At 63.2% G+C, this 26,814-nt stretch carries 22 protein-coding genes; 8 read left to right on the top strand and 14 right to left on the bottom strand.

Annotated features, from left to right (window positions below; translation table 11 throughout):
* A partial coding sequence (locus EN925_RS01075; RefSeq protein WP_164894101.1) for a glucuronate isomerase occupies window positions 1-428 on the bottom strand: 428 nt, incomplete at its 3' end.
* A 95-nt stretch (window positions 429-523) separates the two neighbouring features.
* On the opposite strand from EN925_RS01075, the gene EN925_RS01070 reads away from it, so the two are divergent.
* Window positions 524-2,044 carry a mannitol dehydrogenase family protein gene (locus tag EN925_RS01070; protein WP_127369162.1) on the top strand — a complete coding sequence of 507 codons (1,521 nt, stop codon included), beginning with the start codon at window positions 524-526 and terminating at the stop codon, window positions 2,042-2,044.
* A gap of 51 nt (window positions 2,045-2,095) precedes the next feature.
* Here the strand turns inward: EN925_RS01070 and EN925_RS01065 are convergent, their stop codons facing one another.
* The 8 genes from EN925_RS01065 to EN925_RS01030 form a co-directional block, all read right to left on the bottom strand.
* Window positions 2,096-2,503: a F0F1 ATP synthase subunit epsilon gene (locus tag EN925_RS01065; protein WP_013529039.1), complete on the bottom strand. Its 408-nt coding sequence runs from the start codon at window positions 2,501-2,503 to the stop codon at window positions 2,096-2,098.
* 102 nt (window positions 2,504-2,605) lie between these two features.
* Entirely contained in the window at window positions 2,606-4,198 is a 1,593-nt protein-coding gene (gene atpD, locus EN925_RS01060; RefSeq protein ID WP_024504228.1) for a F0F1 ATP synthase subunit beta, read from the bottom strand.
* 69 nt (window positions 4,199-4,267) lie between these two features.
* Window positions 4,268-5,152, bottom strand: coding sequence for a F0F1 ATP synthase subunit gamma (locus EN925_RS01055; protein ID WP_128336275.1), 885 nt, complete (start codon window positions 5,150-5,152; stop codon window positions 4,268-4,270).
* A gap of 32 nt (window positions 5,153-5,184) precedes the next feature.
* Window positions 5,185-6,714, bottom strand: coding sequence for a F0F1 ATP synthase subunit alpha (gene atpA / locus EN925_RS01050; protein WP_013529036.1), 1,530 nt, complete (start codon window positions 6,712-6,714; stop codon window positions 5,185-5,187).
* Window positions 6,714-7,274: a F0F1 ATP synthase subunit delta gene (locus EN925_RS01045; protein ID WP_013529035.1), complete on the bottom strand. Its 561-nt coding sequence runs from the start codon at window positions 7,272-7,274 to the stop codon at window positions 6,714-6,716. The genes atpA and EN925_RS01045 overlap by 1 nt, the downstream gene beginning before the upstream one ends.
* 246 nt (window positions 7,275-7,520) lie before the next feature.
* Window positions 7,521-7,916 carry a DUF4345 family protein gene (locus EN925_RS01040; protein ID WP_013529034.1) on the bottom strand — a complete coding sequence of 132 codons (396 nt, stop codon included), beginning with the start codon at window positions 7,914-7,916 and terminating at the stop codon, window positions 7,521-7,523.
* Between the two features lie 95 nt (window positions 7,917-8,011).
* Entirely contained in the window at window positions 8,012-8,707 is a 696-nt protein-coding gene (locus tag EN925_RS01035; RefSeq protein WP_127368105.1) for an aspartate/glutamate racemase family protein, read from the bottom strand.
* Window positions 8,708-8,761: 54 nt separating this feature from the next.
* A complete protein-coding gene (locus tag EN925_RS01030) occupies window positions 8,762-10,945 on the bottom strand; it encodes a primosomal protein N' (RefSeq protein ID WP_127368104.1) in 2,184 nt (727 codons plus the stop codon).
* A 90-nt stretch (window positions 10,946-11,035) separates the two neighbouring features.
* Between EN925_RS01030 and fsa the strand changes: the two genes are divergently transcribed.
* Window positions 11,036-11,692, top strand: a complete 657-nt coding sequence (gene fsa / locus EN925_RS01025) for a fructose-6-phosphate aldolase (RefSeq protein WP_024504222.1) — start codon at window positions 11,036-11,038, stop codon at window positions 11,690-11,692.
* Window positions 11,693-12,037: 345 nt separating this feature from the next.
* Window positions 12,038-12,421, top strand: coding sequence for a hypothetical protein (locus tag EN925_RS01020; RefSeq protein WP_127368103.1), 384 nt, complete (start codon window positions 12,038-12,040; stop codon window positions 12,419-12,421).
* Between the two features lie 103 nt (window positions 12,422-12,524).
* Here the strand turns inward: EN925_RS01020 and EN925_RS01015 are convergent, their stop codons facing one another.
* The 3 genes from EN925_RS01015 to leuS form a co-directional block, all read right to left on the bottom strand.
* Window positions 12,525-15,206, bottom strand: a complete 2,682-nt coding sequence (locus EN925_RS01015) for a DNA translocase FtsK (RefSeq protein ID WP_127368102.1) — start codon at window positions 15,204-15,206, stop codon at window positions 12,525-12,527.
* Between the two features lie 311 nt (window positions 15,207-15,517).
* The gene (gene lptE, locus EN925_RS01010) at window positions 15,518-16,096 is read right to left on the bottom strand and encodes an LPS assembly lipoprotein LptE (protein ID WP_013529029.1); all 579 of its coding nucleotides are present in this window, start codon (window positions 16,094-16,096) and stop codon (window positions 15,518-15,520) included.
* On the bottom strand, window positions 16,083-18,707 hold the full coding sequence (gene leuS, locus EN925_RS01005) for a leucine--tRNA ligase (protein ID WP_127368101.1): 2,625 nt from the start codon (window positions 18,705-18,707) through the stop codon (window positions 16,083-16,085). The genes lptE and leuS overlap by 14 nt, the downstream gene beginning before the upstream one ends.
* Before the next feature lie 155 nt (window positions 18,708-18,862).
* On the opposite strand from leuS, the gene EN925_RS01000 reads away from it, so the two are divergent.
* Window positions 18,863-19,525 (top strand): YggS family pyridoxal phosphate-dependent enzyme, encoded by a 663-nt coding sequence (locus tag EN925_RS01000; protein ID WP_127368100.1) that lies wholly within the window; start codon window positions 18,863-18,865, stop codon window positions 19,523-19,525.
* 110 nt (window positions 19,526-19,635) lie between these two features.
* Window positions 19,636-20,685, top strand: coding sequence for an aldo/keto reductase (locus EN925_RS00995; protein WP_013529026.1), 1,050 nt, complete (start codon window positions 19,636-19,638; stop codon window positions 20,683-20,685).
* A 44-nt stretch (window positions 20,686-20,729) separates the two neighbouring features.
* Here EN925_RS00995 and EN925_RS00990 read toward each other — a convergent pair whose 3' ends face one another.
* Window positions 20,730-21,638, bottom strand: a complete 909-nt coding sequence (locus tag EN925_RS00990; RefSeq protein ID WP_013529025.1) for a LysR substrate-binding domain-containing protein — start codon at window positions 21,636-21,638, stop codon at window positions 20,730-20,732.
* Between the two features lie 119 nt (window positions 21,639-21,757).
* On the opposite strand from EN925_RS00990, the gene EN925_RS00985 reads away from it, so the two are divergent.
* Together EN925_RS00985 and EN925_RS00980 are read left to right on the top strand one after the other, a co-directional pair.
* On the top strand, window positions 21,758-22,939 hold the full coding sequence (locus EN925_RS00985; protein WP_127368099.1) for an MFS transporter: 1,182 nt from the start codon (window positions 21,758-21,760) through the stop codon (window positions 22,937-22,939).
* 51 nt (window positions 22,940-22,990) lie between these two features.
* Window positions 22,991-24,025 carry an aldo/keto reductase gene (locus EN925_RS00980; protein ID WP_024504215.1) on the top strand — a complete coding sequence of 345 codons (1,035 nt, stop codon included), beginning with the start codon at window positions 22,991-22,993 and terminating at the stop codon, window positions 24,023-24,025.
* 242 nt (window positions 24,026-24,267) lie between these two features.
* Here the strand turns inward: EN925_RS00980 and EN925_RS00970 are convergent, their stop codons facing one another.
* On the bottom strand, window positions 24,268-24,540 hold the full coding sequence (locus tag EN925_RS00970) for an usg protein (protein WP_013529022.1): 273 nt from the start codon (window positions 24,538-24,540) through the stop codon (window positions 24,268-24,270).
* Between the two features lie 301 nt (window positions 24,541-24,841).
* Here EN925_RS00970 and acs point away from each other — a divergent pair, with 301 nt between their 5' ends.
* Window positions 24,842-26,797, top strand: a complete 1,956-nt coding sequence (gene acs, locus EN925_RS00965) for an acetate--CoA ligase (RefSeq protein WP_127368803.1) — start codon at window positions 24,842-24,844, stop codon at window positions 26,795-26,797.
* Window positions 26,798-26,814: the final 17 nt, after the last annotated feature.

The following is a 26,814-nucleotide window of genomic DNA, read 5'->3' as shown; positions in this document are numbered from 1 at the left end:
ATGCCGAACAGATCGGCAAGCACATGATCGAACCACAGCCGGGTCGGTGTGCCCCGAAACAGATAATAGTGCTCGGCAAAACGACGCCAGATCGTCCGGCCGTCTGTCTCGACAGGCGCGCCGTCCAGCGTCGCCACGCCGAGATCCTCAAGGCGGACGCCTTGGCTGAACAGCATGCGGAAGATGTAGTGGTCCGGGACGATGAGCAGTTGCGCCGGATCCGGGAACGGCTCGTTCAGCGCATACCAACGCGGATCGGTGTGGCCATGCGGGCTGACCAGGGGCAGGTCCTTGATCCCGGCATAGAGATCGCGGGCAACCGAGCGCGAATGCGCCTCGGCGGGAAACAGCAAATCCGCATCGGTCAGTGGCACGGCAATCCTCCCAGGGCCGCTATCGGTAGGGGCGGCAAGAAATAATGTCAACATACAAAAATTAGATTGTTGTATGATGACTTTTCGGCCCATTGTGTGGCGGGAAATCGAATGTTACGCCGCTTTGCCGATCCCTGCCGAGGCCACTCATGTCATCCGACCAGACCAGTCGCACCACGACCACCGAACGCCTTTCCACGAAGACGGTGCGCGCACTGCCGGCTTCGATCGCGACGCCTTCGTACGACCGCAGCCGCATCGTCCCGGGCATCGTGCATCTTGGCGTCGGCGCCTTCCATCGCGCCCACCAGGCCGCCTATGTCGACGATTGCCTGGCGGCCGGCGAGACGGATTGGAGCATAACAGGCGTTTCGCTGCGCAGCGCCGACACGCGCGACGCACTCACGCCGCAGGATGGGCTCTACACGCTGGCGATCAGAAGCAGTGGAACCGAAAAACTTCAGGTCATCGGCTCGATTACCGCGATGCTGGTGGCGCCGGAGGATCCGAGCGCGGTGCTGGCCGCGCTGACCGATCCGCGCACCCGCATCGTCACGCTTACGATCACCGAAAAGGCCTATCTGAGGGCGGCTGGCGGCGGATTGGACGCTGCTCATCCCGATATCGCCCATGATCTGGCCAATCCGCAGATGCCGAAGACAGCGCATGGTTTCCTGACCGAGGCGCTTGCCCGGCGACGCGCCGCCGGCACGCCGCCCTTTACCGTGCTCTGTTGCGACAATCTGCCGGCCAACGGCGCCACGCTGCATCGGCTGCTGACCGAATTCGCCGAATTGCGCGATGCCAAGCATGGCGTGAAGAGCGACGTTAGAATCGCCGATCACATCGCCCATCAGGTCGCCTTTCCTTCAAGCATGGTCGACCGCATCGTGCCGGCAACCACCGATGCCGATCGGGCGCGGATCGCTGAAGAACTCGGTGCCGAGGACGCTTGGCCTGTCATGACCGAGCCGTTCTGCCAATGGGTGGTCGAAGACAATTTCCCAGCGGGCCGCCCGGACTGGGAACAGTTCGGCGTCACCATGGTTCGCGACGTCGGCCCGTTCGAGGACATGAAGCTCAGGCTGCTCAACGGCTCGCATTCGGCCATCGCCTATCTTGGCCTGCTCAGCGGTCATGCCACCGTCGACCGCGCCTTCGCCGACCCGGCGATCCGGCAATTCGTCGATGCATTGTGGGCCGAAGCCATCCCGACCCTGCCCGAGGATGCCGGGCTCGACACGAGCGCTTATACCGCGGAGCTCGCTGAGCGTTTTGCCAACACTGCACTTGCCCACCGTACGGCGCAGATCGCCAATGACGGCAGCCAGAAATTGCCGCAGCGCATCGTCGCTTCCGCCATCGAATGTCTAGAAGCCGGTACCGAGCTGGTCCATCTCACGTTGGTGGTGGCTGCCTGGATCGCTGCTTGCGCCGCACGAGGAAAAACCTTGCCGGAGGGCCATTTCACGGATCCGCTCGACGCGGCGTTGACGGCACTTTTGGGCGAGCAACTGCCGGCGAACGAAACCGTGACCGCGGTGTTCGACCTCGCCGGCTTCGCCAGGGACCATGCCGAGCGCCAGACCTTGATCGAGCTCGTGGCCGTGCATCTCGTCCACCTGCGACGAGACGGCCCGACATTGGCTTTCGCAGCCTTGGGCATTTAAACAAAAAAGCGAGGCAAGGCCCCGCTTTTTACTCTTTCATCGAACCGAATTTCAAGCCGGCAGGATGGCGCCTTCCAGCGTGGTGAGCTGGCTAAGGAACTGTTCCGCCTTGCTGCGAGCCTCGTCGTCCTTGGCATCAGTGGCGTCTTCTTTGGCTTCCTGGATGCGGCGCGCGAGATCGGCGCGGTCGACATCCTTCACCGCGACAGCCGATTCCGCCAGCAGCGTGCAGCCGGCCGGAACGATGTCGGCGAAGCCGCCGAACACCACATAGCGTTCTTCGCCGCCCGCTGCGGTCTTTACGGTGACGACACCCGGCTTGATCGTCGTCATGACCGGCGCGTGATGCGCCATCACGGTCATCTCGCCTTCGGCTCCCGGAATGACGACGGATTCAACCTGCTCGGAAACAAGCAGGCGCTCCGGCGAGACCAGTTCGAACTTGAAAGCTTCAGCCATGATCAATTTAGCGAATAGCGAATAGCGAGCAGCGAGTAGTCAGAAGAAGAATTCGCCGGCCCATATTCCCTATTCGCTACTCCCTATTCGCTATTCGCTTGATTACGCCGCTTCAGCCGCGAGGCGCTGTGCTTTCTCGACCGCTTCCTCGATGCCGCCGACCATGTAGAAGGCAGCTTCCGGAAGGTGATCGTAGTCGCCGTTGCAGAGGCCCTTGAAGCCCTTGATGGTGTCGGCGAGGTCGACCAGCTTGCCCGGGGCGCCGGTGAACACTTCGGCGACGAAGAAGGGCTGCGACAGGAAGCGCTCGATCTTGCGGGCGCGGGCCACGGTCTGCTTATCTTCTTCCGACAGCTCGTCCATGCCCAGGATGGCGATGATGTCCTGCAGCGACTTGTAGCGCTGGAGGATCGACTGCACCTGGCGGGCGACGCCATAATGCTCGTCGCCGACGACCAGCGGGTCGAGCATGCGCGAGGTCGAATCCAGCGGATCGACGGCCGGATAGATGCCCTTTTCGGCGATGGCGCGGTTGAGCGTCGTCGTCGCGTCAAGGTGGGCGAACGAGGTCGCCGGCGCCGGATCGGTCAAGTCGTCGGCGGGCACGTAAATGGCCTGCACGGAGGTGATCGAGCCCTTGGTGGTGGTGGTGATGCGTTCCTGCAGCGCGCCCATGTCGGTGGCGAGCGTCGGCTGATAGCCCACGGCCGAAGGAATACGGCCGAGCAGAGCCGACACTTCCGAGCCAGCCTGCGTGAAGCGGAAGATGTTGTCGACGAAGAACAACACGTCCTGGCCCTGGTCGCGGAAATACTCCGCAACCGTCAGGCCAGTCAGGCCGACGCGGGCGCGCGCGCCCGGCGGCTCGTTCATCTGGCCGTAGACGAGCGCGGCCTTGGAGCCTTCGCCGCCGCCCTTCTTGTTGACGCCGGATTCGATGAACTCGTGATAGAGATCGTTGCCTTCGCGGGTGCGCTCGCCGACGCCGGCGAACACCGAATAGCCGCCATGCGCCTTGGCGATGTTGTTGATCAGTTCCTGGATCAGCACGGTCTTGCCGACGCCGGCGCCGCCGAACAGGCCGATCTTGCCGCCCTTGGCGTAGGGAGCCAAGAGGTCGAGCACCTTGATGCCGGTGATCAGGATCTGTGCTTCCGTCGACTGCTCGACATAGGTCGGAGCCGGCTGGTGGATGGAGCGCATTTCGATCGCGTCGACCGGGCCTTCTTCGTCGACCGGCTCGCCGATGACGTTGATGATGCGGCCGAGCATGCCCGGGCCGACCGGCACGGTGATCGGCGCGCCGGTGTCACGCACTTCCTGGCCGCGAACCAGACCTTCGGTCGAGTCCATGGCGATGCAGCGCACGGTGTTTTCACCCAGGTGCTGGGCGACTTCGAGCACCAGACGGTTGCCGACATTGGTCGTCTCGAGCGCGTTCAGGATCGCCGGCAGGTGATCGCCGAACTGCACGTCGACGACGGCGCCGATGACCTGGCGGACCTTGCCGACAACGCCGGTTGCCTTGCTGGCCACTGCCGATGTCTTGGCAGCTGCGGTCTTCGCCGGTGCTGCTGCCTTGGCCGGGGCCGCCTTCGCGGCTGCTGCTGGAGCCTTTGCCGCCTTCGCGGGGGCTGCTGCCTTCGCGGCTGCGGCCTTGGGGGCTGCCTTCTGGGGGGTCGCTGCTTTCGCCATCGTCTTTACCCTTTTCGTCCTTTGTTTCTCACGCGGTCCGGTCGCGGGCAAAAAACCCGCGGACCGCGCCTAGAGCGCCTCGGCGCCCGAAATGATTTCGATCAGTTCCTTGGTGATCTGCGCCTGCCGCTGGCGGTTATAGGTGATCGACAGTTTGTTGATCATCTCGCCGGCGTTGCGCGTCGCATTGTCCATGGCGCTCATCTTGGCGCCCATCTCGCCGGCCGCGTTTTCGAGCAGTGCCCGGAAAAGCTGCACCGAGATGTTGCGCGGAATGAGATCGGATAGGATTTCGCCCGGCTCCGGTTCGTATTCATAGACAGCCTTGCCGCCATCCGTCACTTCCGCCTGAGCCGAAGCAGCGCCCGCCGGAATGATCTGCTGCGCGGTCGGGATTTGGCTGATCACCGACTTGAACTGCGAATAGAACAGCGTGCAGATGTCGAAGCCGCCCTCGTTGAAGAGATGGATGACCCTCTTGGCGATGGCATCGGCATTGACGAAACCGAGTGTCTTGACCTCGCGCAGATCGACGCGATCGATGATCAGCGACGCGTAGTCGCGGCGCAGGATGTCGAAACCCTTCTTGCCGACGCAGATGATCTTGACCTGCTTGCCGTCGGCCAAAAGCTTGCGGATGTGGTCGCGGGCAAGACGGGCGATCTGCGAATTGAAGCCGCCGCACAGGCCGCGCTCGGCGGTGCAGACGACGAGCAGATGCACATCATCCTTGCCGGTGCCGGTCATCAGCGCCGGGGCATCGCCACCGCCGCCGATCGCCTGGGTGATGTTCGCCAGCACGGAACCCATGCGCTCCGAATAGGGGCGCGCCGCTTCCGCAGCCTCTTGCGCACGGCGCAGCTTCGCCGCAGCGACCATCTGCATCGCCTTGGTGATCTTCTGCGTCGCCTTGACCGAGGCGATACGGTTACGAAGGTCTTTTAATGAAGGCATGCTTCAAACCTGATCCCGTCTTGTCGCTTCGCTCAGGCGAAGGTCTTGGCGAAAGCGTCGATCTCGGCCTTCAGCTTGGCGCGCAGATCGTCCGACAGTGCCTTTTCCTTGCGGATGGCGTCGAGAACGTCCTTGCCGGCCGCACGCATGTGGCTGAGCAGGCCATGCTCGAACTTGCCGACCTGGTTGACCGGCAGCTTGTCGAGATAACCGTTGACGCCGGCGAAGATCACCGCGACCTGCTCTTCCGTCTTCAGCGGCGAGAACTGCGGCTGCTTCAGGAGTTCGGTCAGGCGCGATCCGCGGTTGAGCAGGCGCTGCGTGGCAGCGTCGAGATCCGAGCCGAACTGCGCGAAGGCCGCCATTTCGCGGTACTGCGCGAGCTCGCCCTTGATCGAGCCGGCAACCTGCTTCATCGCCTTGATCTGCGCGGCCGAGCCGACGCGCGACACCGATAGACCGACGTTCACCGCAGGACGGATGCCCTGGAAGAACAGGTTGGTTTCGAGGAAGATCTGGCCGTCGGTGATCGAGATCACGTTGGTCGGGATGTAGGCCGACACGTCGTTGGCCTGCGTCTCGATGATCGGCAGAGCGGTCAGCGACCCGCCGCCCAGATCGTCGTTGAGCTTGGCGGCGCGCTCGAGCAGGCGCGAGTGCAGGTAGAACACGTCGCCCGGATAGGCTTCGCGGCCCGGCGGGCGGCGCAGCAGCAGCGACATCTGGCGATAGGCGACGGCCTGCTTCGACAGATCGTCATAGCTGATCAGCGCGTGCATGCCGTTGTCGCGGAAATATTCACCCATGGTGCAGCCGGCGAACGGCGCCAGGAACTGCATCGGCGCCGGGTCGGAAGCGGTGGCGGCGATGATGATCGAGTATTCGAGCGCGCCGCGCTCTTCCAGCACCTTGACGAACTGCGCGACGGTCGAGCGCTTCTGGCCGACGGCGACGTAGACGCAGTAGAGCTTTTCCTTCTCGGGGCCGTTGTCGTGCACCGACTTCTGGTTGAGCATCGTGTCGAGGATGATGGCGGTCTTGCCGGTCTGGCGATCGCCGATGACCAGCTCGCGCTGGCCGCGGCCGACCGGGATCAGCGCATCGATGGCCTTGAGACCGGTCGACATCGGCTCGTTCACCGACTTGCGCGGAATGATGCCGGGCGCCTTGACGTCGACGCGCTTGCGCTCGACTGCCTTGATCGGACCCTTGCCATCGATCGGATTGCCGAGCGCATCGACGACGCGGCCGAGCAGGCCTGGGCCGACGGGAACGTCGACGATGGCGCCGGTGCGCTTGACGATGTCGCCTTCCTTGATGTCGCGGTCGGCGCCGAAGATGACGACGCCGACATTGTCGGCTTCGAGGTTGAGCGCCATGCCGCGGATGCCGCCGGGGAATTCGACCATCTCGCCGGCCTGGACATTGTCGAGGCCGTAGACACGAGCGATACCGTCACCGACGGACAGCACCTGTCCAACTTCGGAGACCTCGGCCTCCTTGCCGAAATTCTTGATCTGGTCTTTCAGAATTGCGGAAATTTCCGCGGCGCGGATGTCCATCAGCCGACCTCTTTCAGTGCAAGCTTGAGCGAATTGAGTTTGGTTTTGAGCGACGTATCGATCTGGCGCGAGCCCATCTTGACCACCAGCCCGCCGAGCAGCGACGGATCGACGGTGACGGAGATAGCCACATCCTTGCCGGCAACGCTCTTCAGCGCCGCCTTGAGTTCGGTCTGCTGGACAGCCGTCAGCGCGTGAGCCGACGTCACTTCAGCAGCGGTCTCGCCACGGTGTTCGGCTGATATCTGGCGGAACGCCCTGATCATGCCGGGAATGGCGAACAGCCGGCGGTTGCGGGCGACGACACGCAGGAAATTTCCGGTAAGGCCGGTGATCCCGGCCTTGTCGGCGATCGCCGCGATGGCCTTCGCCTGGTCCTCGCTGGAGAACACCGGGCTGTTGATCAGCCGGGTGAGATCAGCGCTGCCCGCGAGCATGATTTCGAAACTGTTGAGGTCGGCTTCGACCTTGGCCACGGAATTTGCCTGCAGGGCGAGTTCGAACAGCGAACCCGCATAGCGTTCTGCGACACCTGAGATTGGCGATGACGATTGAGCCACGGACCGTCTTTTCTCTTGTCTGACAGGCCGTAGATTGTTGGCGCGAGCAAAAACTCTGGCTAAATCTTTGACCTTACTGCATTTTTTCGAGCACGGAGGCGCGGCTTCCGCTATCCCCGGCCGAAAGTCGATTGCCGTCTAGCACAGGCATTTTAAGACCGCAATGCGTCGTTCCGCATGGTTTTCAGGCACTATTGTCGCATCCGGCGAAAGTCGCCCGTCTTCCATCGCGGAATACCCAACGATTCAGGGCAGAAAGCCGAAGGCGAAGGCGAGCGGCAACGCCGCCAGGACCAATTCCAGCACAATGGAAACCCAATTGAAAGGCGTGTTGGCGCCATCAGACATCATCGACAGCAGCCGGCCGAAGGCAGTGAACAGCCAGGAGAAGCCAAGCGCCATGTAGATCAGCGGCTGCGCCAGCAGGATACAGCACAGGCCGACACCGAGATAAAAGCCCGACATCCTGCCGCGCCCCTCGGCGATCGCCGCAGCCTTCTCTGGCTTGACCTGCAGGCGCAGGGCACGAAAGGCGAGACCCGGCGCCAGGAAGAACAAAAGCCCGAGCAGCACCGTGAAGACGGCGCTCGACCACGCCAGCCATTCGCCCTGGCTCGTCGGCCATGGAAGCGCAAAATCCATCTTGTCCCCTCGAAATGCCTGTTTTGAAATTCCGGGCATTCTAACGGAGGAAAGCCCCCGCGCCAGATGGGTCCAGGTACTTTAGGCAGCGCGCATCAACCGAGCGCGAATTCCACAGCCGCCTCGGCATGGATGCGCGTCGTGTCGAAGACCGGGATGTCGAAATCCTGCTGGCCGATGAGCATGGTGATCTCGGTGCAGCCCATGATGACGCTGTCGGCCGCCTCTTCGCGGCGCAGGCGTTCGGTCTCGGCGATATAGGCCGCCTTTGAAGTCTCCTTGACCATGCCCTGGCACAACTCGTCGTAGATGACGCGATGGACCATGTCGCGCCCGGCCGCACCCGGCACCACCGGGTCCAAGCCAAATCTGTCAGCGAGCCGGCCTTTGTAGAAATCCTGCTCCATGGTGAAGCGCGTCGCCAGCAGCGCCGGACGCTGCATTCCGGCACGCTTGACCGCCACTGCGGTGGCATCGGCGATGTGGATCAGCGGGATCGACACCGACGCCTGCACCTGATCGGCCAGTTTGTGCATGGTGTTGGTGCACAAAAGCAGACCTTCCGCGCCGCCGGTCTCAAGCTTGCGCGCCGCTTCTACGAGGAGCACGCCGGCACCGTCCCAATCGCCGTGATGCTGCCGCTCGGCGATTTCGGCAAAGTCGAACGACCACAGAAGCAGTTTCGCGGAATGCAGCCCACCCAGCCGTTCGCGCACGATCTCGTTGAGCAGGCGATAGTAGATGGCGGTCGATTCCCAGCTCATGCCGCCGAGCAGGCCAAGGGTCTTCATATGAGTTTCCACATCTCGCTGGCTTGCGGGCAACCTATCGCTGAAAGCGCAACCTTACAAAAAACTCTGCGGGTCGACGTCGACCTGCACCCGGACCGAGCCGCGTTGCTTCGGCCCGTTGGCCAGCATGGCCCTGATGAAACCTTGCATGTCGGCGCGCCGTTCGCCCTGGATCAGCAGCCGGAAGCGGTGGCGGCCGCCGAGCAGTGACAGTGGCGCCTCGGCTGGCCCCAGCACGAACAGATCTGACGCCTCGGGTGCGGCGCGGCGCAGGCCACGTGCGTGGCCCTCGGCTTCCGCTCGTGTCACCGCACTGACGATGACACCCGCGAGCCGGCCGAAGGGCGGCAGGGCAGCCCGTTCGCGCTCGGCGATCTCACGTTCGTAAAATGCCTCGGCGTCGCCCGAGACGATCGCCCGCATCACCGGGTGGTCGGGCTGAAAGGTCTGCAGCAGTCCCAGGCTCTTCTTGCCGGTGCGGCCGGCGCGGCCGGTGACCTGGCTAAGCAGCTGGAAGGTGCGCTCGGCGGCACGCGGATCGCCATTGGCAAGGCCGAGATCGGCATCGACGACGCCGACAAGGGTCATGTTCGGGAAATTGTGGCCCTTGGCAACGAGCTGCGTGCCGATGACGATGTCGGCCTCGCCATCGGCGATCGCCTCCAGTTCCAGCCGCAGCCGCCGCACGCCGCCCATCAGGTCGGACGACAGGACGATGGTGCGCGCGTCGGGAAAATGCGTAACGACCTCTTCGGCGATGCGCTCGACACCCGGCCCGCAGGCGACCAGATGATCCAGCGTGCCGCATTCCGGGCAGGCTTCGGGGCGGCGCTCATTGTGGCCGCAATGATGGCAGACGAGTTGCCCGCGAAACCGGTGCTCGACCAGCCAGGCCGAGCAGACCGGGCAGCCGAAGCGATGGCCGCAGACCCGGCACAGCGTCAGTGGCGCATAGCCGCGCCGGTTGAGGAACAGCAGCGATTGCTCCTGCCTCTCCAGCGTCTGGCGCATCTGGTCGAGCAGAACCGGCGACAGGAAACCGCCACGCGCCGGCGGCGCACGCCGCATGTCGACCGCCTTCAGATGCGGAAGTGCTGCCTCGGCGAAGCGAGCGGAAAGCACCGCCCTGTTATATTTACCTTGGCTGGCATTGACCCGGCTTTCGACCGACGGCGTCGCCGACGCCAGCACCACGGGGAAGCTGCCGATATGGCCGCGCACCACCGCCATGTCGCGCGCATTGTAGAAGACGCGGTCCTCCTGCTTGTAGGCAGGGTCGTGCTCCTCGTCGACGACGATAAGGCCGATCTCCTTGAACGGCAGGAACAGCGCCGAGCGCGCGCCGGCGACGACCCGCACGCCGCCTTCCGCCACTTGCCGCCAGACTTTTTCGCGCATCCGCGGCGGCAGGTCGGAATGCCATTCGCCCGGCTTGGCGCCGAAGCGCTGCTGGAAGCGCTCGAGAAAGGCATGCGTCAGCGCGATTTCCGGCAGCAGGATCAGAACCTGCCTGCCCTGGTCGAGCGCAGCCGCCACCGCCTCGAAATAGACCTCGGTCTTACCCGAACCGGTGACGCCGTCGAGCAACGCGACGTTGAACACGCCGGCTGCGACATTGGCGCGCAGCATCTGCGCCGCGGCGCCCTGGTCCGGCATCAGTTCCGGAATAGCGTAGCCGGGATCGGGCGCGGCCACCACCGGGCGCGGCGGGATCATCACGGTCTCGAACACGCCTTGCGCCCTCAGGCCGTCGATCACCGTCGAGGACACGCCGGCGGCGTGAGCGAGGCCGGAGCGCGTCCAGGCAAGGCCGCCTTCGGCCGTCTCCAGCACGCGCTGCCTGGCGCCCGTCATCCGGTCAGGTGCGAGAAGCGTGCGCTGCAACCCCTCGATCCACGGTTCGGGGTCGAAAGCCTCCGGCGCCCGAAGCAGCATGCGCGCCACCATGCCCGGCGGCGACAGCGTGTACTGCGCCACCCAGTTGACGAAACGGCGCATCGCGCGGTCGATCGGCGGGCAATCGAAGACCTGTTCGATGGGGCGCAGCTTTTTCGCGTCGACCTTCTCGACCGCGCCATCCCAGACGATGCCGGCGACCTGGCGCGGCCCGAGCGGCACACGCACGATCGAGCCCGGCACCACGCGCATGCCGGCCGGCACGGCGTAGGTGTAGGGGCGTTCGGCGGGCATCGGCACCAGCACCGGTGCGGCTGCGACAAAGGGCGAATCTTCGATCATGAGGCGTGACCTTGCCCTGACTTTGGTCTAGATCAAAGGCCGACCCCAAATGTGCATGGCATGCACATGAAAATCTTCAGGAGACCCGCCATGAAATTTTTTGTCGACACCGCCGACGTCAAGGATATCCGTGAGCTGAACGATCTGGGGCTGCTCGACGGCGTCACCACCAATCCGTCGCTGATCCTCAAATCCGGCGGCAAGATCGCCGAGGTCACCAAACAGATTTGCGACATCGTCAAGGGTCCGGTCTCGGCTGAAGTCACCGCCACCGAATATTCCGAGATGATGCAGCAGGCCAAGGTTCTGGCCAAGATCGCCGACAATGTCTGCATCAAGGTGCCGCTGACGCTGGACGGTCTCAAGGCTTGCAAGACGATCCGCACCGAGATGAACCGCCTGGTCAACGTCACCCTGTGCTTTTCGGCCAACCAGGCGCTGCTTGCGGCCAAGGCCGGCGCCTCGTTCATCTCGCCCTTCGTCGGCCGAATCGACGACATCGGCATCGATGGCATGGAACTGATCCAGGAGATCCGGCAGATCTACGACAATTACGATTTCCAGACCGAGATCCTCGTCGCTTCCGTGCGCACCGTGAACCACGTCAAGCAGGCGGCACTGATCGGCGCCGATGTTGTGACCGCGCCGCCGGCGACCCTGAAGGCCCTGGTCAACCATCCGCTGACCGACAAGGGCCTCGCCGCCTTCCTCGCCGACTGGGCCAAGACCGGCCAATCGATTGGCTGAGATGGCGATCGGCTGAAGCCAATGCGCTTGCAGTGAAAAAAGACCGGGCAACCGGTCTTTTTTATGTGCTGCGGGTGGGGTGACTTTCCAAGTCTTTGTTTTTGCGTGCCTTGCACTAGCTCTTTTGGCTTTACTGCATCGCAGCATTGCATCCAGCTGAAATCGAGAGCGACAAGTTCAAAACAGGATATTTGATCGAGTTCACCAGATCGACACGCTGCTGAAGCATACCCTGGATATCACGCTAGAGAGATGCCCTTCGACGAACTTAAAAAACGATGACTTGGTCGAACCCTTTGTAAAGGTGCTGGCTGTAGCTTCGATGTTTTAGCTACTGGGTCGAACATGAGCCTTCTAATCTCAATCGCCTTTTCTGTTCTTGCATCAATAGGACTCGCTTTCGCAAAGGCATTTTCAATCTACGGCCTCATTCGGGACAAACGCTATTCGTGGGTGAGTTTCATAGTGATTTCGGTCGTGTGGCTTGGCGCAACGGTGCTGAGTGCCAACCGGACGTGTGGTCAATGGGGGTGTAGCTGGGGCCTTCACTTCGGTTGGATTCTTGCCCTGTTGCCTCAAGGCTTCGTGACGAATGTTGCGTTAGGTGAGAAGCTATTTGTGATTGCGTTGCTTACATATTTGGGACTGTGCGTCTATTTCTTCGGGCATGTCATTGGCTGGTTATCCTATGTGGTCGTCAGCATTGGAAAGGCCGTCACTAACCGCTAGTGTAGATGCTTAAGGTTTAGGCTGGGATAGGTGATGGAATTCACGAGCTTGACCCGCAGCTGAAGCATCCCCTGAAGCATGATCCCATAACGGCCGGGGTCGCTCAGTCCGCGCCGTCATCCTCAGGCACGGTCGCCGGCTGGCGCCGGCCCATGATGATTTCGCGTTTGCCAACATGGTTGGGTGCGCCGACCAATCCTTCCTTTTCCATACGCTCGACCAGGGATGCGGCGCGGTTGTAGCCGATGCCGAGGCGGCGCTGGATGTAGGAGGTCGAACACTTCTTGTCGCGCACCACCACCTTGACCGCCTCGTCGTAGATCGCATCGCTGTCTTCGGCTGCAACCGATCCCTTGTCGAAGACCGCGCCCTGGTCCTCGTCGATTTCTTCCTCATCCTCGTCGGCGGTCACGGTTTCCAGATATTCAGGCCGGCCCTGCGCCTTGAGATGCGCCACGACGTGCTCGACCTCCGCGTCGGAGACAAACGGCCCATGCACGCGCGAAATGCGCCCGCCACCCATCATGTGCAGCATGTCGCCCTGGCCGAGCAGCTGCTCGGCGCCCTGCTCGCCCAGGATGGTGCGGCTGTCGATCTTCGACGTCACCTGGAAGGAAATCCGGGTCGGGAAATTGGCCTTGATCGTGCCCGTGATGACGTCGACCGAGGGACGCTGCGTTGCCATGATCAGGTGGATGCCGGCAGCACGCGCCATCTGCGCCAGACGCTGGATGGCGCCTTCGATCTCCTTGCCGGCGACCATCATCAGGTCGGCCATCTCGTCGACGATGACGACGATGTAGGGCATCGGCGCCAGGTCTACTTCCTGCTGTTCGAAAAGCGGTTCGCCGGTGCCCTTTTCGAAGCCGGTCTGCACCGTCATGACGACGGTTTCGCCCTTGTCGCGGGCTTGGGCGGCGCGCTCGTTGTAGCCGTCGATGTTGCGCACACCGAGCCGCGCCATCTTGCGATACCGGTCCTCCATTTCGCGCACCGCCCATTTGAGCGCCGTGACGGCTTTCTTGGGATCCGTGACGACGGGCGTCAGAAGATGCGGGATGCCGTCATAGACAGAGAGTTCGAGCATTTTGGGATCGACCATGATCAGCCGGCATTCTTCCGGCTTCAGCCGATAGAGCAACGACAGGATCATGGTGTTGATGGCGACCGACTTGCCGGAGCCGGTGGTTCCGGCCACGAGCAGATGCGGCATCTTCGCCAGCTCGGCGATGACCGGCTCACCGCCGATCGTCTTGCCGAGACACAGCGCCAGCTTGCAGCTCGTCTTGCGGAAGCCCTCCGATTCGATCAGCTCCCGGAAATAGACGGTTTCGCGCATCTCGTTCGGGAGCTCGATGCCGATGACGTTGCGGCCGGGCACGACGGCGACGCGCGCCGAAATCGCCGACATGGAGCGGGCGATATCGTCGGCAAGCCCGATGACGCGAGAAGATTTGACGCCCGGCGCCGGTTCGAACTCATAGAGCGTGACGACCGGGCCGGGACGAACATGAATGATCTCGCCACGCACGCCGAAGTCTTCGAGCACGCTTTCCAGCAGATCCGCGTTCTGCTCGAGCCGCTCCTGCGACATGTAGAAACCTTGTCCCTCCGGTGGCTGCTGCAACAGCTCTTCCGAGGGAAGCTCGTAGGGATCGCCCGCGGTTGACAGCACCACCTTTCCAGCCCCAGGCAAGCGTGCAGAGCGGGCGCCAACGGCCTTGGCAGGGACGTTCGCATTTGGCGCGGCCGGCGCGGAAACGGCATCGCTTTTGGCGGCTGGAATTATGACAGGCTGGACCGGCGACAGCGCATTGCTCGCCGGCACGTCAGGTTGGGCGACGGCCTGGTTCGAATTGGCCGGCCAAACATCCGGCAACGGCTTCAAGGCCTGGCCCGGCAGGCAGTCGATGACACGAAACAAGGCGGTGGCATCGGTCCCTGTCGTCGGGCGGATGTCGATCGGCATGGTGGTGACTGGCGCTGCGGCGAGCGGCGCAGGCGACGCTGAACCGGTTTGCCGGGCCGACGGCGAAACGTCGACCAGATAGGGTGCCATAGCCTCGAAGAAGGCATGATCCGAAAGATAGGGCCAGCGCTGCCTTTCGGTTTTGGTCGGGGCGCCCGGAGCAACGGACGCACGCGCGGATGCCCGTCCCGTTGCGACCGTCCTCGGCGGCACCGGCGCAACGGCTGGCACCCTCTCCCTGGCGCGCACGGACGGGACAAAAGCAGCAGCCGGCGGCAGTGGCCCTTGCGTGGCCTGCCCAGTCTGCGGCTGGGAGGCAGGGCTTTTCACCGACGCCGGCAATGCCAGGAGCGAGGGCGCGGAGGACGCCCTGCCGACCATGGGTTGCGCAACGGCTTGCTGTGCCGGGCGCGTCGCGCCGTGTTCGACGACACGCTCGTGCTGCGGATGATGCTTCCTGGCCTCATAATCCGGCGTGCGTGTAAAACGCACGTTGGGTGCAAGGAAGAAATATTCCTGCCAGGCAGGGCTCTCGATATCGCCGATTTTCGAAGGCGTGTCGTCGGAGCCACTCCGCGGCTCCATATAGGGCCGCTTGTTGCCGCCGAGATCGACCACCGGCGCGGAATAGCCGGCCTGGCGTGTGGCGGGCTGCCGGCCGGCCGTTTCCTTGCGAGCCGGACGATCAAGGTCGCTTGCCGCGGAAGAACTTCGCTGACCACCCCTGTCGCCGATGCTCTCGGAGCGCTTCCCCTCGGGATCATCAGGCGATGCGGCCGTCGACAAATTGACCCGGGAAAAACGCTTGGCTTCCATTCTCAAGACTCACTCTGAAATGTCTGCCGAGCAATAGGGAGCGAGTGGTTAACAGTTGCTTCCCGGATGGGTCGCCGACGATCCTGAGCGCCAAAATCTTCGTGGCAGTCTGCGAGCGACGTGGCACGATCGTCGCCTCGCCGCACCCACCGCTGTGGCGCGATCTACTCGCTGTGCTATAGCAGGCCGATGGGTCTCTTCGGACAATCTCTGTTCAGAATCTGGCTCTGTTCGGGAATCTGGTCATGATCCCACGATCATCCCGTCATGCCTGGGGCGCCAGACCGTTTTCGTGAAGCAGATGAGGTGCGCTAGCCGGTCTTGCCGTGCCGGACAAGGTCCTGGGCAATGGACAGCTGCAGCGCTTCCGCCAACTCTCGCGCCGCGCGATTCTCGGCGTCGATCTGCGCCCGGTATGCGGCGAATTCCTGACGCGGCCTGTCGAAGGACGAGGTGATCGAACGCTTGCCGGATGCGATCACCACGCCGGTCTTCGCATCGGCCAGCGTATAGCTGCCGGTCAGCGTCACGGAACCGGCGGTCGGCTCGTCTTCGTCGGTTCCGACCTGCACAAGTGCCGCGGACTCGACCGCTTCGGTCACGCCGAGATTGAGCGAATAGGCCGGCGAGGCCGGCTCGCCGGCGCCTCGTCCAAACCCGAAAATGAGATTGTTGCGCACCTGTTGGCCGTAACGCGTATTGACCGGCTTGATGCCGATCAACGCCAGTTCGGCACTGGCACTGGCCTGCGAACCCGACAGTGGCGCGCTCGAATAGAGCGGCCGCACCGTGCAGGCCGAGACAAGCGCGAGCGAACCTATCAGGCCGGCAAGCGCCATGCGGCGCAGCAAATGGCTCAACTCTGTCTTTTCCCGATCAGGCAACGACATTGACGATCCTCTGCGGCACGATGATCACCTTGCGCGGAGCCTTCCCTTCGAGTGCTTTCTGCACGAAGTCGAGAGCCAATACCGCTTTTTCGACCGCACCTTGGTCCGCGTCGCGGGCAATTGTCAAATCCCCCCGCTTCTTGCCGTTGACCTGTACCGGATAGGTGACTTCGTTGTCGACGACCAGCGCCGGATCGAAGACCGGCCACGGCCGTTCGGCAACGAGATCGGTGCCGCCGAGCGTTGCCCAGCACTCCTCGGCCAGATGCGGCATGACCGGCGCGATCAGATGCACGAGAATCTCCACCGCCTGCCGGCAGGCGCCTTTCAGCGCTGCATCGGCCTTGCCTTCGGCCACCTCGTTAAGCGGCGTGGTCAGCGCGTTGGCCAGTTCGTAGATGCGGGCGATGGCGCGGTTGAAAGCGAGCTTCTCGATATCCTCTCCGACCGCCTTGAGGATCTTGTGCGCGGCCTTGGAAACCACCGCGGCCTCGCCGCTGCTGGCCGCCACGGGCTTGATGCCGGCCAGTGTTTCGGCCGCCGTCGACACCAGGCGCCAGATGCGCTGGATGAAGCGATGCGCGCCGGCGGCGCCATCGTCGGTCCACTCGACATCGCGCTCGGGAGGCGAATCCGACAGCATGAACCAGCGCGCCGTATCGGCGCCGTAGCCATCGGTGATGTCTTCCGGGCTCACCGTGTTCTTCTTCGACTTCGACATCTTTTCCAGCGGGCCGATGGAGACGGTCTCGCCGGTGGCGATCTCGATGGCGCTGCGCTTGCCGTCGACGTCCTCCAGCCGAACTTCGGTGGGCGCCAGCCAGCGGCCGTTCGATGCCGAGCCAACGCGATAGGTTTCGTGCACCACCATGCCTTGCGTGAACAGGCCCTTGAACGGCTCGGCCAGATCGACATGGCCGGCCTCGCGCATGGCGCGGGTGAAGAAGCGCGAATAGAGCAGATGCAGGATCGCGTGCTCGATCCCGCCAATATACTGGTCGACCGGCAGCCATTCGTTGGCCGCCTTGGGATCGGTCGGTTCATGTGCCCACGGCGCGGTGAAGCGGGCAAAATACCACGACGAATCGACGAACGTGTCCATCGTGTCGGTTTCGCGCCGCGCATCCCTGCCGCATTGCGGACATTTCACATGCCGCCATGTCGGATGACGGTCGAGCGGATTGCCCGGGCGGTCGAAATCGACATCGTCGGGCAGCTTCACCGGCAGGTCCGCCTTCGGCACCGGCACCACGCCGCAAGCCTCGCAATGGATCATCGGGATAGGGCAGCCCCAGTAGCGCTGGCGCGAAATGCCCCAATCGCGCAGGCGGAAATTCACCTTGCGCTCGGCCATCGGCCGGTTGCCGATCGTCTTCTGCTCCAGCAGTTTGGCGACTTCGTCGAAAGCCTGATCCGGCTTCATGCCGTTGAGAAAGCGCGAATTGATCATCACGCCGTCATCGACATAGGCTTCATCGATGATCTGGAACGTCGCCGGATTCTCGCCTTCCGGCATCACCACCGGAATCACCGGCAGGCCATATTTGTTGGCGAAGTCGAGGTCGCGCTGGTCGCCGGACGGGCAGCCGAAAATGGCGCCGGTGCCGTATTCCATCAGCACGAAATTGGCGACATAGACAGGCAGCGTCCAGTTGTCGTCAAACGGATGGACGACGCGGAGGCCGGTGTCAAAACCCTTCTTCTCAGCTGTCTCCAGCGCCGCCACCGAGGTGCCCATATGGCCGATATCCTCGATGAACTTCGCCAGTGCCGGATTGTGCGCAGCGGCCTTCTTGGCCAACGGATGATCGGCGGCGACAGCCATGAAGGAAGCGCCGAAGATGGTGTCGGGCCTTGTCGTATAGACTTCCAGCTCATGCTCGCCATCAGAGGCGTCGGCCAGAGGCCAACGGATCAGCAGGCCTTCCGAGCGGCCGATCCAGTTCTGCTGCATCAGCTTCACTTTTTCCGGCCATTCGTCGAGGCCTTCGAGCGAATCCAGCAGATCCTGGGCGAAGTCGGTGATCCTGAAGAACCACTGCGTCAGTTCGCGCTGTTCGACCAGCGCGCCCGAGCGCCAGCCGCGCCCGTCGATGACCTGCTCGTTGGCAAGCACCGTCATGTCCTCCGGATCCCAGTTGACCTTGGAGGATTTGCGCATCACCAGCCCCTTCTCGACAAAGTCGAGGAACAGCATCTGCTGGCGGTGGTAGTAATCGACGTCGCAGGTGGCGAATTCGCGCGCCCAGTCCAGCGACAGCCCCATGACCTTGAGCTGCTCGCGCATGGTGGCGATGTTCTGGTAGGTCCACTCCTTGGGGTGGACCTTGTTCTGCATCGCCGCGTTTTCGGCCGGCATGCCGAAGGCGTCCCAGCCCATCGGGTGCAGCACGTTGAAGCCCTTGGCCCGCTTGTAGCGCGCCACCACGTCGCCCATCGTGTAATTGCGGGTATGACCGATATGGATGCGCCCCGACGGATAGGGGAACATCTCCAGCACGTAGTATTTCGGGCGCGGATCGTCATTGTGCGCTTCGAACAGCTTCTTGGCGTCCCAGGCCTTCTGCCATTTGGGCTCTGACGCGCGCGGATTGTATCGTTCGGTTGCCATGGGACGTTTTTCACTTAAAAGCATGCGCGAACTGCGGGCGATGGCTCGGCAGTTCAGGGAATGTGGTCCGGGTGTTCACCATGGTTTGGCAAACCCGTCAACCATATGGGTACCGCGTCTGACAAAAACGCCGGTCAAAACAGCAGGATTTGCATATGGGTGACGCCGTTCAGCAATTTTTCGCGGTCAAGGCGAAGATCGCCGCCGCCGAACGCGAGGCCGGCCGCGAAGCCGGCGCCGTGACCCTGGTCGCGGTCTCAAAGACCTTTGATGCCGCCGACATCGGCCCGGTCATCGAAGCCGGCCAGCGCGTCTTCGGCGAGAACCGGGTGCAGGAGGCGCAAGCCAAATGGCCTGATCTGAAGGACGCATTTCCCGACATCGAACTGCATCTGATCGGCCCGCTGCAATCCAACAAGGCTAGGGAAGCGGTAGCACTGTTCGACGTCATCGAGACGGTCGATCGCGAGAAGATCGCCGCCGAACTCGCCAAGGAGATCGCCAAACAGGGCCGCGCGCCAAAACTCTATGTCCAGGTCAACACCGGCTCCGAGCCGCAGAAGGCCGGCATCGAGCCCCGCGAGGCCGTGGCCTTCGTCGCCCGCTGCCGCGACGTGCACGGCCTCGCCATCGAAGGCCTGATGTGCATCCCGCCGGCCGACGAGAACCCCGGTCCCCACTTCGCCCTGCTGGAGAAGCTTAGCAAGGAAGCCGACGTCGCCAAACTCTCGATGGGCATGTCCGGGGACTACGAAACGGCGATCGCCTTCGGTGCCACCAGCGTCCGCGTCGGTTCGGCGATCTTCGGCACTCGCTGAGACGCAACGGCCTTTGGGCCAATCCGAGAGGCTCGTTGCTCCAGGACTGGAAACGAAACGTACCGTTCCTATTTGCTTTGCGTCATCACAAACTCTCTGGAGCCGCCACCATGCGCTACAACCAGCTTGGAAATACGGGGATGTTCGTCTCCGAACTGTGCCTCGGCACCATGACCTTCGGCGCCGCCGGTCAGAATGCCCAATGGGGCCTGATCGCCAGCCTCGACCAGAAGGGCGTCAACGAGATCGTTGCCCATTCGCTTGCCGCTGGCGTCAATTTCTTCGATACGGCCGACGTCTACTCCTTTGGCGAATCCGAACGGTTGCTCGGCCAGTCGCTCAGGGATCTCAAGGTCAACAGGCAGAATGTGGTCATCGCCACCAAGACGCATGGCGCCATGGGTGAAGGCCCCAACCAGCGCGGCTCGTCACGCGGCCACATCATGGATTCGGTCGATGCCAGCTTGGAGCGGCTGCAGCTCGACCATATCGATCTCTACCAGTTGCACGGCACCGACACGGTGACGCCGATCGACGAGACGCTGCGAGCGCTCGACGATCTGGTTGCCAGCGGTAAGGTCCGCTATGTCGGCGTCTCCAACTGGGCGGCATGGCGCATCGCCAAGGCGCTCGGCATCGCCGAGCGCAAGGGCTTTGCCCGTTTCGAGACCGTGCAGTCCTACTATTCGATCGCCGGCCGCGATCTCGAGCGCGAGATCGTGCCGCTGCTCAATGAGGAGAAGCTCGGCCTGATGGTGTGGTCGCCGATGGCCGGTGGCCTGCTCTCCGGCAAATATGGTCCCGGCGCACCCGGCAATGGCGAAGGCCGCCGCGCGTCCTTCAACTTCCCGCCGGTCAATGAGGACCGCGCCTGGGCGGCCGTTGCCGTCATGCGCGACATCGCCAAAAAACATGATGTGAGCGTCGCCACGGTGGCGCTCGGCTATGTCCTGGCCAAGCCCTTCGTGATGAGCGTCATCATCGGCGCCAGCCGCATGGAGCAGCTGGAGCAGAACCTTGCCGCCACTGAGGTGAAGCTCGACACCGACGATCTGGTTCGTCTCGACGAGGTCAGCGCCCTGCCGTCCGAATATCCAGGCTGGATGCTGGAGCGCCAGGCAGCGGGCCGCCGTCCGGCGGCGTTCACGCCGAAAGCATAAATACAGCCCACGCTGACATCTCGGGAGCCGTGGCTCCGGAGATGTCAGGTCAGCCGGACGCTCTCGCCCAGAAAATCGAGAAAGGCGCGCACCCGCGCCGGCAGATGCCGGCCCTGGCCGACATAGACGGCGTGGGTCGGCTCCTCGTCACCCGGATTGAATGCCTCCAGCAGCGGCGCCAGTCTGCCGGCCGCTATGTCTTCCGCCACATGCCAGCGCGCCAGCCGGGCGATGCCCGCGCCCGCCAGTGCCATGAGCCGCATCGCCTCACCATCGCTGACCAGCGTGTTGCCGGTGATCGGAATCATGATGACGCGGCCTTCCGCGTCGAGGAACGGCCAGCCATCGAGGTGCCTGACGAAGCCGAAGCCCATGCGGTTGTGTTTGTCGAGATCGGCTGGCGTCAGCGGTATGCCGTGCGTCTCGAGGTAAGAAGGTGCTGCAACAACGACCACCGGGCTTTGCCCGAGCTTGCGCGCCACCAGCCGTGACTCACTCAATGGCCCGGCACGGATGGCAACATCGGCGCGCTCCGCCATCAGGTCGACGACGCTGTCGGTCAGCACCAGATCGACCGAAATCTCGGGGTAGCGTTCCAGGAACCGAGGCAGAAGCGGGACCAGCCGATGCACCCCGAAGGGCACGTAGCTGTTAATGCGCACACGTCCGCGCGGTGAAGCACCGGCCGCTGCCTCCTGCTCGGCTGCCGCCATGTCGGCAAGGATGCGCAGGCCGCTCTCGTAGAATGCTGTGCCTTCCGGCGTCAGTTGCAGCTTTCGCGTCGAGCGGCTGACCAGCCGCGCGCCAAGCCGGGCCTCCAGCCGCGCGATCAGCTTGCTCACCGCCGACGGCGTCATGCGCAACGCGCGTGCCGCGGAGGAGAAACTGCCTTCCTCGACGACGCGCACGAACACTTCGATCTCGCCGGAGCGATTGACGTCGGGCCTGGCCATTTATGAATCTATTTCACAGAAAATATGCCCAAGGCAAGCCTGGTTCACAATGCAGGGAAGCACGATCTCAGGGGTCGGGGCGCGGGACGGCGCTCTTCGCCATCGAAGTGGAAACCGCCATGCCTCTTGCTCTCTACGCCCTCGCCGCCGGTGCCTTCGGCATCGGCGTCACCGAATTTGTTATCATGGGTCTGCTGCTCGATGTCAGCAAGGATCTCGGCGTTTCGATTTCGGCTGCCGGCCAGCTCATTTCGGGCTATGCGCTTGGCGTCGTCATCGGCGCGCCCTTGCTGACCATCGCCACCGGCAACTGGCCGCGCAAGACCGTGCTTCTGGCGCTGATGGCGATCTTCACGTTCGGCAATCTCGCCTGCGCGCTGGCGCCCGACTACTGGACGCTGATGGGCGCCCGCATCATCACCGCCTTTGCCCACGGCACTTTCTTCGGCGTCGGCTCGGTGGTCGCCACCGGCTTGGTCGCGCCCAACAGACAAGCCTCGGCGATCGCGCTGATGTTCACCGGCCTGACCATCGCCAACATCCTCGGCGTGCCCTTCGGCACCTGGCTCGGCCAGGCCTTCGGCTGGCGCGCGACCTTCTGGGCCGTGACAGTGGTCGGTGTGGCCGCCTTCGCCGTCATCCTGGCTCTGGTGCCACGCAGCCGGACGGCGCCCGAAAAGAGCGACCTGCGCGCCGATCTCGCCGTTTTGCGCCGCACCCCCGTCCTGCTCGGCCTCGCCACCACCGTGCTCGGCTATGCCGGCGTCTTCGCCGTCTTCACTTATATCGCTCCGTTGCTGACCGAGATAAGCGGCTTCAAGGAAGCAGCCGTGTCGCCGATCCTGCTCGTCTTCGGCGGCGGTCTCATCGCCGGCAATTTGCTTGGCGGCAAGGTCGCCGACCGCTGGCTTGTGCCGGCCGTGCTGGGCAGCCTCGTGGTGCTGGCCCTGGTGCTCGCAACGATGACCTTCGCCATCCACAGCCAGGTGATGGCCGTCATCTATGTCGGCCTGCTCGGTGCCGCCGCCTTTGCTACCGTGGCGCCGCTGCAGATGTGGGTGCTGGACAAGGCGCAAGGTGCCGGCCAGAGCCTCGCCTCGTCCTTCAACATCGCCGCTTTCAATCTCGGCAACGCCGCAGGCGCCTGGCTTGGCGGCGCGGTGATTGCCCAAGGGCTTGGCCTGGGTGCCCTGACCTGGGTCGCCGCCTTGCTGCCGCTCACGGCGCTCGGCGTGGCCGGACTGGCGCTGCGTCTCGATCGTACCCCGGCGCTCGGCGCACCTGCCTCCATCCGCTCGTGACTACCCTCGGCAAACCCTTCCGACACCCTTCATACCACCAGGAGTAAAAAGATGGATTATCGACGTCTCGGTGCATCGGGCTTGAAAGTGCCCGCACTCTCATTCGGCGCGGGAACCTTTGGCGGTTCCGGCCCGCTGTTCGGCGCCTGGGGCAACAGCGACGCCAGGGAAGCGCGGCGGCTGATCGACATCTGCCTGGAGGCTGGTGTCAATTTGTTCGACACGGCCGACGTCTATTCGAACGGCGCTTCTGAACAGGTGCTTGGCGACGCGATAAAAGGCCGCCGCGATGCCGTGCTGATCTCGACCAAGACCGCGCTGCCGATGGGCGATGGGCCGGGCGATTACGGCTCGTCACGTTCGCGGCTGATCAGATCCGTGGATGATGCGCTGAGGCGCCTCGGCACCGACTACATCGACCTTTTGCAGCTACACGCCTTCGATGCCGGCACGCCGATCGAGGAGGTGCTGTCGACGCTGGACAACCTGATCCGTGCCGGCAAGCTGCGCTATGTCGGCGTCTCCAACTTCTCCGGATGGCAAGTGATGAAGTCGTTGGCGCAAGCCGACAGCCAAGGCTATCCGCGCTATGTCGCCCATCAGGTCTACTATTCGCTGGTCGGCCGCGACTATGAGTGGGAGCTGATGCCGCTCGGCCTCGACCAGGGTGTCGGTGCATTGGTGTGGAGCCCGCTTGGCTGGGGCCGCCTGACCGGCAAGATCCGCCGTGGCCAGCTCCTGCCGGAACAGAGCCGGCTGCACGACACGGCAAGCTTCGGTCCGCCGGTCGAGGACGAGCATCTCTATCGAGTGATGGATGCCCTCGATGTCGTGGCCGAGGAAACCGGCAAGACCGTGCCGCAGATCGCCATCAACTGGCTGCTGCAGCGCCCGACCGTATCGTCGGTCATCATCGGCGCCCGCAACGAGGAGCAGTTGCGCCAGAACCTCGGTGCCGTCGGCTGGACCTTGACGCCGGAGCAGATAAGGCAGCTCGACGCGGCAAGCGAAGTCACCGCGCCCTACCCGTACTTCCCGTATCGGCGGCAGGAAGGCTTTGCCCGGTTGAACCCGCCGGTGGTTTGAGCGCATCGGGCCGTCATGGCGCAAGGTTCGCGGGCCAGCGCCCCCCTCTGGCCTGCCGGACATCTCCCCCTCAAGGGGGGAGATCGGATGTCGCGGCGACTTTCGCCAATCGCAGGCCTAACAAGGGGCGGCGTTGTCGGTGGAGCTGCCAATCTGCCCACTTGAGGGGGAGATGTCCGGCAGGACAGAGGGGGGCGTCGTAGAACGCCGACCTCAAGAAGCCGTTGCTGCGAAACTTGCCCCTAGTGCAGCACAAACTCCCCATCCACCTTGCGCCATTCATTCGGCGCGATCAGCTTCTGGTGGGTGTAGCTGATCGAATGCAGCGGCCCGTCCAGCTTGGCCTTCCAGAATTCGATGAACTTGATCAGCACCGGAAACTTCGGCGCGAGATCGTAGTCCTGCCAGATGAAGCTCTGCAGCAGATGCGGGTGATCGGGAAAGTGATAAAGAATCTTGGCAGTGGTCAAGCCATAGCCTTTGAGCATCAGGTCCATTTCGGCATGGTCGCGCATGACGGTCCCCAGGTTGATTCGCCTGTCCTCCCACGGCTGATTGTGCGCGCCGCTGATTAACCGTCTATTGATTTTTTCTTCATCTGAACCGGCTTTAGCATGCGAAAACATGCAGTTAGCAGCGCACCTCTTCGAGTGCTGACAGCCCTGGAGAAGCCCCTGCGGCATCCCGCCGCGCGAATCCAACGTCTAATGTTGCCGTAACGGCGGAACTGGTAATAATGCCGCCGAATTCGCGGCCGTGTCGCCGCGATCCCGCCGGCATTTCAAGCCGGCGATTGGTTCGGGAGGAAAGTCAGGAATGTCCGAGTTTCATGTCCATCGCGTCCAGCCGGCGTGGAAGAAAAACGCGCTGATCGACAATGACACCTACCTGAAATGGTATGCCGACAGCGTCAAGAACCCGGACAAATTCTGGGGCAAGCACGGCAAGCGCATCGACTGGTTCAAGCCGTTCAGCAAGGTCAAGAACACCTCCTTCGACGGCAAGGTCTCGATTAAATGGTTCGAGGACGGACTGACCAACGTTTCCTACAACTGCATCGACCGGCATCTGAAGAAGCGCGGCAACCAGACCGCCATCATTTGGGAAGGCGACAATCCCTACGACGACAAGAAGGTCACCTATAACGAGCTCTACGAGCATGTCTGCCGGCTCGCCAATGTGATGAAGAAACACGGCGTCAAGAAAGGCGATCGAGTCACCATCTACATGCCGATGATCCCGGAAGCCGCCTATGCGATGCTGGCCTGCACGCGCATCGGCGCCGTCCATTCGATCGTCTTCGGCGGTTTCTCGCCGGATGCGCTGGCCGGCCGCATCGACGACTGCAAGTCGACCTTCGTTATCACGGCTGACGAAGGCCTGCGCGGCGGCAAGCCGATCCCTTTGAAGGAAAACACCGACAGGGCGATCGAGATCGCCGCGAAAGCCGGAACGAAAGTCGAAAAGGTGGTGGTCGTGCGACGCACCGGCGGCAAGACCGGCTGGGTTTCAGGCCGCGACGTCTGGTATCACGACGAGATCGCGACGGTGAAAGCCGAATGCAAGCCCGAGAAGATGAAGGCCGAGGACCCGCTGTTCATTCTCTACACGTCGGGTTCGACCGGCAAGCCGAAGGGCGTGCTGCACACCACCGCCGGCTATCTCGTCTACGTCTCGATGACCCACCAATATGTCTTCGACTACCATGACGGCGACATCTACTGGTGCACCGCCGATGTCGGCTGGGTAACCGGCCACAGCTACATCGTCTACGGCCCGCTCGCCAACGGCGCCACCACGCTGATGTTCGAAGGCGTGCCGAACTATCCGTCGCAGTCGCGCTTCTGGGAAGTCATCGACAAGCACAAGGTCAATATCTTCTACACCGCGCCGACGGCGTTGCGCGCGCTGATGGGCGCCGGCGATGCGCACGTGAAGAAGACGTCGCGCAAATCGCTGCGCGTGCTGGGTTCGGTCGGCGAGCCGATCAACCCGGAAGCCTGGGAGTGGTATTTCAACGTCGTCGGCAACGGCAAGGTGCCGATCGTCGACACCTGGTGGCAGACCGAGACCGGCGGCATCCTGATCACGCCGCTGCCAGGTGCGACCGACCTCAAGGCGGGTTCGGCGACGCGGCCTTTCTTCGGCATCAAGCCGCAGCTGGTCGACGGCGAGGGCAAGGTGCTGGAAGGTGCGGCCGACGGCAATCTGTGCATCACCGATTCCTGGCCGGGCCAGATGCGCACAGTCTATGGCGATCACGACCGCTTCGTGCAGACCTATTTTTCGACCTACAAGGGCAAGTACTTCACCGGTGACGGCTGCCGCCGCGACGCCGACGGCTATTACTGGATCACCGGCCGCGTCGACGACGTCATCAACGTTTCCGGCCACCGCATGGGCACGGCCGAAGTCGAATCGGCGCTGGTCAGCCATGAGAAGGTTTCCGAGGCCGCGGTCGTGGGCTATCCCCACGACATCAAGGGCCAGGGTATCTACAGCTACGTCACCTTGATGAAGGGTGCCGAACCCACCGAAGAGCTGCGCAAGGAGCTTGTTGCCCATGTCCGCAAGGAGATCGGCGCCATCGCTTCGCCCGACAAGATCCAGTTCGCGCCGGGCCTGCCGAAGACGCGTTCCGGCAAGATCATGCGTCGCATCCTGCGCAAGATCGCCGAGGACGATTTTTCTGCCCTGGGTGACACCTCGACGCTGGCCGACCCGGCCGTCGTCGATGATCTGGTCGCCAACCGGCAGAACAAGAAGAGCTGATGCAGGCCGCGCTGGGC

Origin of the sequence: Mesorhizobium sp. M7A.F.Ca.US.006.04.2.1 (genome assembly GCF_004022915.1) — a bacterium.
GTDB lineage: Bacteria > Pseudomonadota > Alphaproteobacteria > Rhizobiales > Rhizobiaceae > Mesorhizobium > Mesorhizobium ciceri.
Note: the sequence above shows the minus strand (reverse complement) of the source record. Positions and strands in the feature narration are given on the sequence as shown.

Bases quoted from the DNA above. Each gene is read 5' to 3' on its own strand.
- EN925_RS01070 (WP_127369162.1), top strand. From the start codon at position 524: ATGTCATCCGACCAGACCAGTCGCACCACGACCACCGAACGCCTTTCC.
- EN925_RS01065 (WP_013529039.1), bottom strand. From the start codon at position 2,503: ATGGCTGAAGCTTTCAAGTTCGAACTGGTCTCGCCGGAGCGCCTGCTT.
- atpD (WP_024504228.1), bottom strand. From the start codon at position 4,198: ATGGCGAAAGCAGCGACCCCCCAGAAGGCAGCCCCCAAGGCCGCAGCC.
- EN925_RS01055 (WP_128336275.1), bottom strand. From the start codon at position 5,152: ATGCCTTCATTAAAAGACCTTCGTAACCGTATCGCCTCGGTCAAGGCG.
- atpA (WP_013529036.1), bottom strand. From the start codon at position 6,714: ATGGACATCCGCGCCGCGGAAATTTCCGCAATTCTGAAAGACCAGATC.
- EN925_RS01040 (WP_013529034.1), bottom strand. From the start codon at position 7,916: ATGGATTTTGCGCTTCCATGGCCGACGAGCCAGGGCGAATGGCTGGCG.
- EN925_RS01035 (WP_127368105.1), bottom strand. From the start codon at position 8,707: ATGAAGACCCTTGGCCTGCTCGGCGGCATGAGCTGGGAATCGACCGCC.
- EN925_RS01030 (WP_127368104.1), bottom strand. From the start codon at position 10,945: ATGATCGAAGATTCGCCCTTTGTCGCAGCCGCACCGGTGCTGGTGCCG.
- fsa (WP_024504222.1), top strand. From the start codon at position 11,036: ATGAAATTTTTTGTCGACACCGCCGACGTCAAGGATATCCGTGAGCTG.
- EN925_RS01020 (WP_127368103.1), top strand. From the start codon at position 12,038: ATGAGCCTTCTAATCTCAATCGCCTTTTCTGTTCTTGCATCAATAGGA.
- EN925_RS01015 (WP_127368102.1), bottom strand. From the start codon at position 15,206: ATGGAAGCCAAGCGTTTTTCCCGGGTCAATTTGTCGACGGCCGCATCG.
- lptE (WP_013529029.1), bottom strand. From the start codon at position 16,096: ATGTCGTTGCCTGATCGGGAAAAGACAGAGTTGAGCCATTTGCTGCGC.
- leuS (WP_127368101.1), bottom strand. From the start codon at position 18,707: ATGGCAACCGAACGATACAATCCGCGCGCGTCAGAGCCCAAATGGCAG.
- EN925_RS01000 (WP_127368100.1), top strand. From the start codon at position 18,863: ATGGGTGACGCCGTTCAGCAATTTTTCGCGGTCAAGGCGAAGATCGCC.
- EN925_RS00995 (WP_013529026.1), top strand. From the start codon at position 19,636: ATGCGCTACAACCAGCTTGGAAATACGGGGATGTTCGTCTCCGAACTG.
- EN925_RS00990 (WP_013529025.1), bottom strand. From the start codon at position 21,638: ATGGCCAGGCCCGACGTCAATCGCTCCGGCGAGATCGAAGTGTTCGTG.
- EN925_RS00985 (WP_127368099.1), top strand. From the start codon at position 21,758: ATGCCTCTTGCTCTCTACGCCCTCGCCGCCGGTGCCTTCGGCATCGGC.
- EN925_RS00980 (WP_024504215.1), top strand. From the start codon at position 22,991: ATGGATTATCGACGTCTCGGTGCATCGGGCTTGAAAGTGCCCGCACTC.
- EN925_RS00970 (WP_013529022.1), bottom strand. From the start codon at position 24,540: ATGCGCGACCATGCCGAAATGGACCTGATGCTCAAAGGCTATGGCTTG.
- acs (WP_127368803.1), top strand. From the start codon at position 24,842: ATGTCCGAGTTTCATGTCCATCGCGTCCAGCCGGCGTGGAAGAAAAAC.